Source organism: Nonomuraea zeae (assembly GCF_005889725.1).
In the GTDB taxonomy this organism is placed as follows: domain Bacteria; phylum Actinomycetota; class Actinomycetes; order Streptosporangiales; family Streptosporangiaceae; genus Nonomuraea; species Nonomuraea zeae.
In genome coordinates this window covers 1-8,704 of sequence record NZ_VCKX01000417.1, presented here as the reverse complement: position 1 = coordinate 8,704, position 8,704 = coordinate 1, and the positions used below count along the sequence as shown (strand labels likewise).

11 protein-coding genes are annotated in these 8,704 nt (G+C 72.4%); 3 read left to right on the top strand and 8 right to left on the bottom strand.

Annotation, left to right across the window (positions count from 1 at the left end; all coding sequences use genetic code 11):
* The coding region (locus ETD85_RS57190; RefSeq protein ID WP_206059533.1) for a WD40 repeat domain-containing protein at positions 1–1,518 on the top strand (1,518 nt) is incomplete at its 5' end.
* A gap of 174 nt (positions 1,519–1,692) precedes the next feature.
* On the top strand, positions 1,693–2,043 hold the full coding sequence (locus ETD85_RS57185; RefSeq protein WP_138698217.1) for a chorismate mutase: 351 nt from the start codon (positions 1,693–1,695) through the stop codon (positions 2,041–2,043).
* Here ETD85_RS57185 and ETD85_RS57180 read toward each other — a convergent pair.
* The 6 genes from ETD85_RS57180 to ETD85_RS57165 form a co-directional block, all read right to left on the bottom strand.
* Positions 2,040–2,519, bottom strand: coding sequence for a cytochrome P450 (locus ETD85_RS57180; protein WP_170247409.1), 480 nt, complete (start codon positions 2,517–2,519; stop codon positions 2,040–2,042). The two genes, ETD85_RS57185 and ETD85_RS57180, sit on opposite strands and share 4 nt — an antisense overlap.
* Positions 2,441–2,842, bottom strand: coding sequence for a cytochrome P450 (locus tag ETD85_RS64110; protein WP_170247408.1), 402 nt, complete (start codon positions 2,840–2,842; stop codon positions 2,441–2,443). The genes ETD85_RS57180 and ETD85_RS64110 overlap by 79 nt, the downstream gene beginning before the upstream one ends.
* 126 nt (positions 2,843–2,968) lie before the next feature.
* Positions 2,969–3,205 carry a hypothetical protein gene (locus ETD85_RS64105; RefSeq protein ID WP_170247407.1) on the bottom strand — a complete coding sequence of 79 codons (237 nt, stop codon included), beginning with the start codon at positions 3,203–3,205 and terminating at the stop codon, positions 2,969–2,971.
* A gap of 57 nt (positions 3,206–3,262) precedes the next feature.
* Positions 3,263–3,937 carry a hypothetical protein gene (locus ETD85_RS57175; protein WP_138698215.1) on the bottom strand — a complete coding sequence of 225 codons (675 nt, stop codon included), beginning with the start codon at positions 3,935–3,937 and terminating at the stop codon, positions 3,263–3,265.
* 225 nt (positions 3,938–4,162) lie between these two features.
* Positions 4,163–5,629 carry a hypothetical protein gene (locus ETD85_RS57170; protein ID WP_138698214.1) on the bottom strand — a complete coding sequence of 489 codons (1,467 nt, stop codon included), beginning with the start codon at positions 5,627–5,629 and terminating at the stop codon, positions 4,163–4,165.
* Positions 5,630–5,735: 106 nt separating this feature from the next.
* Positions 5,736–6,281, bottom strand: coding sequence for a TetR/AcrR family transcriptional regulator (locus tag ETD85_RS57165; RefSeq protein WP_138698213.1), 546 nt, complete (start codon positions 6,279–6,281; stop codon positions 5,736–5,738).
* Between the two features lie 100 nt (positions 6,282–6,381).
* On the opposite strand from ETD85_RS57165, the gene ETD85_RS57160 reads away from it, so the two are divergent.
* On the top strand, positions 6,382–7,284 hold the full coding sequence (locus ETD85_RS57160; protein ID WP_138698212.1) for an LLM class F420-dependent oxidoreductase: 903 nt from the start codon (positions 6,382–6,384) through the stop codon (positions 7,282–7,284).
* Positions 7,285–7,357: 73 nt separating this feature from the next.
* On the opposite strand, the gene ETD85_RS57155 is transcribed toward ETD85_RS57160, so the two are convergent.
* Entirely contained in the window at positions 7,358–7,831 is a 474-nt protein-coding gene (locus ETD85_RS57155) for a general stress protein (RefSeq protein ID WP_206059532.1), read from the bottom strand.
* A 113-nt stretch (positions 7,832–7,944) separates the two neighbouring features.
* A partial coding sequence (locus tag ETD85_RS57150; RefSeq protein WP_240780080.1) for a helix-turn-helix transcriptional regulator occupies positions 7,945–8,704 on the bottom strand: 760 nt, incomplete at its 5' end.

The following is an 8,704-nucleotide window of genomic DNA, read 5'->3' as shown; positions in this document are numbered from 1 at the left end:
GGCCGTACCAGCGCCGAACACCCCGCCGCCGTGCCTCGCCACCGCGGAACCGCCGCCGGGCACCTCACCACCGGCACCAGCCGGGGCGGGACGAAGGCTGGTGGGCGCGCTGCCGCAACCGGTCGGCGTGAGGTGGCTGCCGTCGATCGGCGTGCCGTTCCGGCCGGCACCGTGGTGACCGGGCTCGGCGGCGGGCCCGGGGCGCTCGCGATCAGCCCCGACGGGCGGTCCCTGGCCTATTCGGGCAACGACGGGGGCACCTGGCTCTGCCGGCTGGACGGCGGGCGCCGTTGCGGGACGCCCAGGCGGTTCGCGCGGCCGGACGAGGTCGTCCGCGGCCTGGCGTTCAGCCCGGACGGCACCGCCCTGGCCACCGGCGGGAGCGACCGGACGGTCCGGTTGTGGGACGTCGCCACGCGGGCGGAGGTCGCCGCGTTCCGGCAGCCCGGCGACGTCGCCGGGCTCGCCTTCGCCTCGGACGGTCAGTCGCTGGCCGCCGGATCCTCGACCGGCGGCTTCCACCAGTGGCACCGCCCGGTCCACGACCGCGATCCGACGGCCGGGCTGGTGCTGAGCCCCGACCGGAGCCTGCTGGCCACCACGGGGGCGCGCGGCGGCCGGCTCTGGGACGTACGCGATCCGTGGCGCAGGCTCCTGCTGTCCCGCTGGGCCGCGCCGCCCGCCTCCCGCCTGCTCATGAGCGGCGACACCCGCCGCCTGGCCACCCTTCAGCCCGGGAGCGCCGTCACCGTCTGGGACATCGCCGACCGGGGCAGGCCCGTCCTCCACGCCAGGCTGCCCAGGCGCGGCCTGGCCGGCGCCGCGCTCAGCCCCGACGGCGCGACGCTCGCCACCGGGGACAAGACCGGCGAGCTGGTCCTCTGGGACATCGCCCAGCCCGGCACTCCCCGCCGGCTGACCGGCCGGAACGGGTTCCGCGACGTCGAAGCGGTCGACTTCAGCCCCGACGGCCGCCTGCTGGCCAGCGGTGACGCCGACGGAGGCGTGTGGCTGTGGGACGTACGCGAGCACACGCTCAAGGAGGTCGCCCACCACGAGGAGCACGACGCGGCGGTGGCCGTCGTGCGGTTCGGCCCGAAGGGCGACGCGCTCCTCAGCGCCGGCCACGACGGGACCGCCCGCGTCTGGGCCCTTGCCGGCCCGCGCCGCGCAGCGCGCCCGGCGATCCTGCCCGGACACGACCAGGCCGTCTGGCACGCCGACTTCAGCCCGGACGGCAGGACCCTCGCCATCACGGACGCCGGGCGGACCACCCGGCTCTGGGACCTGCGCGGCAACCGCCCGATCGCCGAGCTGACCCACGCCGACCTGCGCACCGTCCTGTACGCCGCCGACAACCGCACCCTGATCTCGGCCTCCGGGCACGACGTCCGCCTGTGGGACACGCACCCCGGCGCGGTGGCGGCACGGATCTGCCAGGCGGCCGGCGCGCTGATCACCCGCGCCGAGTGGCGGCGGTACTTCGACGATCTCCCCTACCGGCCGCCCTGCCGTTGAGCCGCCGGTCCGAGGGTCGCCCTCCGGGGTGGCGCTCGGCCGGGGGCCGCGGTCGGCGATTTGGCCATTGGTTAGCTGGTCTTCCATGATCTAAGTGGGATGTCCGACTTGATATGCGGTGGTATGGTTTGCCGTTCTAGGACCGTGTCATTTGCACAAGTGGGGAATGTGCTCATGGATCAACCCCTCGCACGGACTCAGCTCCCGGCGGACGTGGACGATCATGTCCGCCAGGAGCTGCAGCGGCTTCGCGACAGCATCGACAATCTCGACGCCGCCCTCGTCCACCTGCTCGCGGAGCGGTTCAAGTGCACGCAGGAGGTCGGGCGGCTGAAAGCCGAATATCAGCTTCCGCCCGCCGATCCCGGGCGCGAGGCCCAGCAGATCAGCCGCCTGCGCCGGCTCGCGGAGGAGTCGAAGCTCGATCCGGTGTTCGCCGAGCGGTTCCTGGTCTTCATCATCGCCGAGGTCGTACGGCACCACGAGCTGATCGCCATCAGCAGGTCCGAGGCGAACGGCGCCTAGCGGCCGGACTCCTGGGCCGAGGCCCGTACGGGCAGGCTGGTCAGCCCGTGCATGAGCAGGCCGGGACGCCAGGCCGGCCGGTCCTCGGGGTTGGCGAACTGCGCAGCGTCCCGGTTGGCGGACAGGAAGGACACCAGCACGAGCCGGCCCTCGGGAATCTCCGTCCCGCCGATCGTGACGGGCTTCGTGGTGAACCGGAGCGTGGAGGTGCTGACGGGCCCGTCGAAGCGGAGGAACTCCTCGACTGCGGCCGGCAGCGCCGCCGGGTTCTCGCGGAGCGCGGCGAGCTGCTCCGGATGGCGCGGGAGCGCGAGCATCCCGTTGCAGATGAGGTGCACGGTCGTCTCGTGGCCGGCGACCACGAGCAGGAACGCGGTGTCGACCAGCTCGCGCCGGCTCAGCACGCCGGTCTCGTCCTGGGCCTGCACCATGGCGCTGAGCAGGTCGTCCTTGGGGTCGCGCGCCGCGCCTCGCACAGCTCGTCCAGATAGCCGGTGAACGCGGTCGCCGTCTCGACCACCTCGCCGGGGTCCAGCGCCGCGCCCTCGATGGTGGTGGTGGACCATTCGATCAGCTGCGGCCAGTCGCTCTCCGGGATGCCGAGCAGCTCGCCGATCAGCATGGCGGGCAGCGGCACGGCGTAGTCGCGCAGCAGGTCGAACTCGGTGCCGGCGCGGTCGAGGAGGCCGGCGCTGATCTGCTCGATGCGCGGGCGCAGCGCCTGGACGCGCCCGGCCGTGAACACCTTGCCCACCAGGCGGCGCAGCCGTACGTGGCCGGGCGGGTCGACGAAGAGCATGTTGTGCGGGACGACGGCCTCGTAGCCGCCGCTGTCCCCGCCCTCCAGCTCGTTCGCCTTGATCAGGTGGGGATTGTTCGTGAAGTCCTTGCTGAGGCGGGGGTCGGTGCACGCCGCCCTGACGTCCTATTGGCGGCTCACCACCCAGACCCGTACGCCCTGAGGCGTGGCGGGGCGAAATACCGGCCGTTCCGCGCGGAGCCGTGCGAAGACCGCATGCGGGTCGCGCAGGTATTCCTGATCGAACATCGACTCGATCATCGTCGCCCTTTCCCCGTGGAATGGCAGGATTTTTACCATATCGGCGGGGTCTGGGCAGCGAAAGAAATGTCCAGAAGTGATTTTCCGGAACCGGGCGGCCAACAGTCGCAGATCTCCTCAATCGGGAATTGCGACTGTTCGTCCGCCCGGCGGCTAACGTCACTTGAACGACAGGCGGCGGCCCTTGTAGGTCGGGTGCTTGGACTCCCAGTAGTGCCAGCCCTCGACCCTGGCGGGCACGTTGGCGAAGCCGGAAGCGATCTTGACGTGCCGGCAGGTGCCGAGCACCGACCAGGCGGACCAGCCGATGCGGTAGCCGAAGACGCGGTACCACATGTTGCCGTACATGCCCTTGCTGACCTCCCGCGTGTACTCGTGGCCGGTGAAGACCATGTGGCGCTCTTCGAGGTGCGGGAGCCCCAGCTTGCGCAGGCTGCGGACGACCAGGCCGGGGCTGATCAGCGGGTCGCCGGTGGTGGTCGAGTGCAGGCGATCCCGCTCGGTCTCAAGGAACGCGAGCACCTCGTGCTCCCGCGTCACCGACACCGTCATCGAGCCGCCGGGCCCGTCGATGTAGTGGGTGCGGGGCAGGAAGAAGTTCCGCGGCGACAGCCGGTCGCGCTTGAAGAAGACGCGCGGCGTGCATCCACCGTGATCGTCGTCGTTGTGGTGATGGTGGTGGTCGTCCGCGCGCGCGGCCGGAGCCAGGGACGCGGTCAGGGCGAGTGCCAGACCGCCGCTCGTGGCCAGCTTCGCGGCTCTCCTCATCGAGTGCAGCAGCGCCGGCCAGGCGCGCGTGGTTTTGGCTTTTGAGCCGGGAATGGGCGTGAACATGTACCGTTCCTTTCGGAATGCGACCCATGGCTGGAACTGAAACAGCAGGTCGGAATGCGGCTCGTGCCTGCCCGCCAAGCGAGTTAACGAGACCGGTACCGATGCTTACAGTTACGGCGAACCGCTCCACAACGCCACACCGGAACCGAATTCCCCATACTGGGAAAGCGCCGGTGAAGAATTGCCCTTATCGGACCTGGTATCAGGAAAGACGCCCCCAGCTCACTAGGGGACGTATGCGTGCCACCTGCCCGGCCGGACCTCAGGCAGCGGCGTCCGGCCCCAGGTCGCGAGCGGCGGCGGCGTCGTACGGCCCTCCACGACAGCGACGACGTGCTTGCCCGCGCTCTGGGCGGCGCGCACCGCGGCGGGCACCCCGGGCTCTTTGGGCCAGCGCAGGACCGTGTGGGACTCGCAGCCCGCCCGGTAGGCGATCATCGTGGCGTGCTCCCCGTACACCAGGCAGGGGCGGCGCAGGTCCAGGCCGTCCAGCGCCCTGGCCACCTGCACGTCGGCCTGGCGCTTGGCCAGCCGGCGGGAGGCGACCTTGTCCAGCGTGAGTCCCTGCAGAGCGAGTTGCCCGAGAACGCCCGCGGCCACGAGACCCGCGACGGCGTACCGCGGTGCCCGCCCGCGCGGCGACGCCGCCAGTCCCAGGGCTCCGGCGACGATCGGGAACGCCAGCAGCGCGTACGTGGGCAGCAGGAAGCGGGGCGCGGCGTAGCCGACCAGGAAGACGTACGGCACGGCCATGAGCAGGCCGGCGGCGGCCGCCATGGCGTACGCGCCCGCCTCGCGCCGCCGTGCCACGTACAGGCCGAGCAGGACGAGCACGGGGATGGCGCTCCACCACAGCAGCCAGGGCAGCACAACGGGCCCGCAGTGGGCGGGCGGCCGGCACAGGAGCGGGCCGTTGAGCGCCCGCGCGTGCTCGGCCAGCGAGAAGTGCAGGCCCGTCTCGTTCGCCGCGCCGGCGGCCCGCCAGCGCGCGCCCGGGCCGCCGAAGCGGACGAACGCCTCGACGATCCAGTCGGTCCAACCCGCCACCAGGCCCGCGACGAGGGCGATCCCGGCCCTGGCCCACGGCGCGACCCGGGCCCTCGCCCGCCAGATGAGCGGTGCCGCGAGCGCCAGGACGAGCCAGAGGCTGTCCGGCGGGCGCAGCAGCGCCACCGCGGCCACGCTCACCGCCAGCCCGATCACCGGGCCCCGCCCGCTGCCTGGCCTCATGCACCGCAGCAGGCAGCCGGTGGCGGCCACCGCCCCGAACGCCACCCACAGGTTGGGCATGGCCTGGCCGCCGTAGAAGAGCGACAGCCACAGGGACGCGAACAGCAGGGCGGCCAGCGGCGCCACCGGGCCGGGGCGCACCCGCGACCAGGTTCGGAACGAGACGTAGAGCGCCAGCGCCGACAGCACGCACAGGTAGACCCGCAGCACCTCCGTGGAGGAGGTGACGAGCACCACGGGCGCGACGACCAGGGTGATCCCCCGGGCGCGCGGCGCGATGAACTCGGCCGCCGGCACGCGCGGATCGACCTGGCTGACATAGACGGTCTCGTCCCAGCCCAGCCCCATGCCAGGCGTGACCACGGCCAGCTGGACGACCGCGTAGCCGGCGGCCACCAGGACGAGCAGCGCGCGCCACGGGTCGGCGCGCAGCCACGAACGAAGCGACTCCCTTGATCCCACCGGCCCTTTCCTAGCGCCGGCGGCACCTGGACGGCGGGCACGGTGCCAACACTTGCCGCAAGCAATGCCCGCCCATGAAGAACCCGCGGCAGGCCCCCGGGACCGTTCAGCCGCGCGAGGCTGGACCGGGCGCCTTGAGCCCGTCGAGCATCACGGTCGAGAGCGGGTCGTCAAACCGGGCACCCGGGCGGCAGACCATGACGTTGAGCAGCCCGACGACCTGCTCGGGCGTGATGTCGCCACGCAGCGTGCCCTCCTCCTGAGCCTGTGCGGCCAGCCGCGCGAGCAGCGCGTCGACCTCTTGGATCAGCTCCACCGGGGCGGCCGTGGACGGGGTCGCGCCCGCGCCGAGCGAGGTGATCAGCGCCAGCGGCTGGCCTGCGCAGTAACGCACGACGCGCAGCAGCACCTCCCAGCGCGAGACGTCCTCGGCGAGCCCGGCGCGGACGTGGTCGCGCAGGCCCGACAGCGTGGTCGTGGCCAGGTCGGCCACCAGGGCGCCACGGTCGGGGAAATGGCGGTAGAGGGTGCCCACGCCCAGCCCCGCGGCGCAGGCGATGTCCTCCATCGAGACGCCGGGGCCGCGCTCGGCGAACAGGTCGAGCGCGGTCGCCACGATGCGCTCGCGGTTGCGCCGCGCGTCTGCTCGCACCTGCCGCTCCTCCTAACCGGCTAACCGGAAGTTTGAATTCAGGTTACAGTAGCCTACCAAGACGGAAGCGGAAGATCCGATTCATGTTAAGGAGACCCCCATGCAACTCGGCGTCTATCTCAACCGCCCTGACGCGGACCTCGACACCCAGATCGAGCTGGTGCGCGAAGCGGAGGCCGCGGGCTTCAGGAGCGCCTTCTTCAGCCAGCTCACCTCATGGGACGCGATCAGCGTGGCGGGGCTGGCCGGGCGGGAGGTGCCGGGCATCGAGGTGGGGACCGCCGTGGTGCAGACGTACGCGAAGCATCCCCTGGCGCTGGCCGGGCAGGCGCTCACCGCGCAGGCGATCAGCGGGAACTCCTTCACGCTCGGCCTCGGCCCGAGCCACCGGGAGATCATCGAGGGCACGTTCGGGCTGGACTACGACCGGCCGGCGCGGCACGTGCGCGAGTACCTCAGCGCGCTGATGCCGCTGCTGCGCGGCGAGGCCGTGGACTACCGGGGCGAGACCCTCTCCGTCACCGGCCGGGTCGAGGTGCCGGGCGCCGCCGCTCCCCCGGTGCTGCTGTCGGCGCTCGGCCCCGTGATGCTGCGCATCGCGGGCGAGCTGGCCGACGGCACGGTCACCGTCTGGACGGGGGCCCAGGCGGTCGCCGAGCACATCGTGCCGCGCATCACGGAGGCCGCGTCCGCCGCGGGCCGTCCGTCGCCGCGCGTCGTGGCCAGCGTCATGGTCGCGGTCACGAACGACCCTGAGGGAGTGCGGCGCCGGATCGCCGAGCAGTTCGGCTTCGCGGGGAACTTCGCCGGGTACCGCGCCATGCTGGAGCGCCAGGGCATGTCCGGTATCCACGAGACGGTCATCGCCGGGAGCGAGAGCGCCGTCGAGAAGGAGATCGAGCGGTACGAGGTCGCCGGCGCCACCGACCTCCTGCTCAGCGCGGTGGGCGACGAGGAGGACCAGGCACGGACCCTCGCCTTCCTGACGCGCGTCGCCGCCTGAGCAGACCGGCCGGCGGAACCGGCCGGCCCAGGCGGCGACGCGCCCGGTCAGGTGCCCGTTTCTCCTCCCGGGGCTAGCCGGACGGCTTCCTGAGCAGTTCGTGGGCCCTGGCCGCGTGTTCCGAATCGACGAGGACCTCGTACCTGTCGGCCACCAGGGAGCTCTCGGAGACGAAGTCCCGCCGGCCTCCGTGCACCGCGTGCGCGATGAGGCCGAAGATCGCCCCGGCGATGGCGCCCCAGATCAGGCCCCACAGCAGCAGCGTCAGCCAGGCACCCGGCCTGGCGGCGAAGATGCCGAAGAACAGGCCGATGAGCAGACCGAACCAGGCTCCGCTGAGCGCGCCCCAGCCGGCCGCCCGCAGATACGTCATACGCGCGACGACCTGCTCGACCGACCGCAGGCCCACTCCCACGATCAGCGTTCCCTTGACGGGGAACCCGTGGTCGGACAGATGATCGACGGTCTTCTGCGCCTCCTCGTAGGTGCGATAGGTGGCGATGGGTTCCCTGTTGGTAGTGATGAGACCGGACGACGCGATGGACACGACTCCTCCTCAAATCGGCACGTGAACGGAGCCGGGGCCGGGCAGCCTCGGCCGGTGCCTCCAGGTTCGAGAGTGGACCAGGCGTCTCGCGGTCACATCCCCCAGATGTGCAGTCATCCCCCACGATCCGGCGTCTCCGGGCCGGCCCGGCCCTCGGCGGCCGGATCCTGGGCCACCCGGTCCTGGGTGGCCCGGCCCTGGGTGGCCCGGTCCTCGGTGATCAGGCTTTCGGTGACCGCCAGACGCGCGAGCTCGACGCGCGAGCCGATGTTCAGCTTCCGGTAGACCTGCCTCAGGTGGAACGAGACCGTGTGCACGCTGAGGAACATCTGCTCGGCGACCTGCCGGTTGGTCCAGCCGTCCGCGACGAGCAGCGCGACGGCGTGCTGCGTCTCGGTGAGGCTGTCCCAGCCGGAGACCGGCCGCTCGGCGGCGCTCCAATGCCGGTGACGCACGCCCAGGGCACGCAGCCGCTGCCGCGCCCGGCCCGCGTCCCTTGCCGCCCCCATCTCCTGGTAGATCGCCAGCGCCCGCTCCAGACCTGCGGCCGCCTCCTCGCGCCGCCCGGCCGACCACAGCGCCACACCGAGGTCCTCAGCGGCCGAAGCTCGCGCCCAGACGTCCGCGGCCTGCGCGGCGGCGGCCTGGGCCAGGGCGTTGATGTCGCCGTCCAGCAGGCCACGGGCGTGCGCGGCGAAGGCGGCGAGCGCGGGCAACCCCGGACTGGCCCTGCTGAGGGCCTCCGCACCGGCCACCACGACCTCGGCAGCCTGCCGGTCATCCGCCGCCAGGGCGAACCTGACCATCCATGAGCCGGCCGCAGGCTCCAAGGCCAACGTCGCCACGCACCCCCCGGCCCACGCCCTCCCGCCG